Source organism: Pseudomonas protegens (genome assembly GCF_003732485.1).
Classification (GTDB): Bacteria; Pseudomonadota; Gammaproteobacteria; order Pseudomonadales; family Pseudomonadaceae; genus Aquipseudomonas; species Aquipseudomonas protegens_B.
In genome coordinates this window covers 284,260-284,563 of record NZ_MOAK01000086.1, presented here as the reverse complement: position 1 = coordinate 284,563, position 304 = coordinate 284,260, and the positions used below count along the sequence as shown (strand labels likewise).

Sequence of the window (304 nt, the reverse complement as noted above, 5' to 3'; positions counted from 1 at the left end):
GCAGAAATCCCTGGTGCGGGTGCAGAACCTCAGCGACCAGGCCCTGACCCTGAAGACCGCCGACGGCAAGACCGATGTGGTCAAGGCCGTGGCCGCCAAGGGCCGCGGCGAGCGCGAAATCAACCCGGTGAAGGTCAGCTTCGCCCTGTATGACGGCGAGAAAAAGGTCAGCGACCTCAAGCCCGTAGCCCTGGAGCGCGGCGAAGCGGCGGTGCTCTACGTCACCGGCAACGGCAGCAACCTGTCGCCGGTCTGGGTCAAGCGCCCGGTTTCCACCCGCTAATGAATTTCCGGAAGGCTGCTC

General features: G+C 65.1%; 1 protein-coding gene. It reads left to right on the top strand.

What is annotated here, in order from left to right; translation table 11 throughout:
- On the top strand, window positions 1-283 hold a 283-nt coding region (locus BLX41_RS36500), incomplete at its 5' end, for an alginate O-acetyltransferase AlgF (RefSeq protein WP_259745277.1).
- Window positions 284-304: the final 21 nt, after the last annotated feature.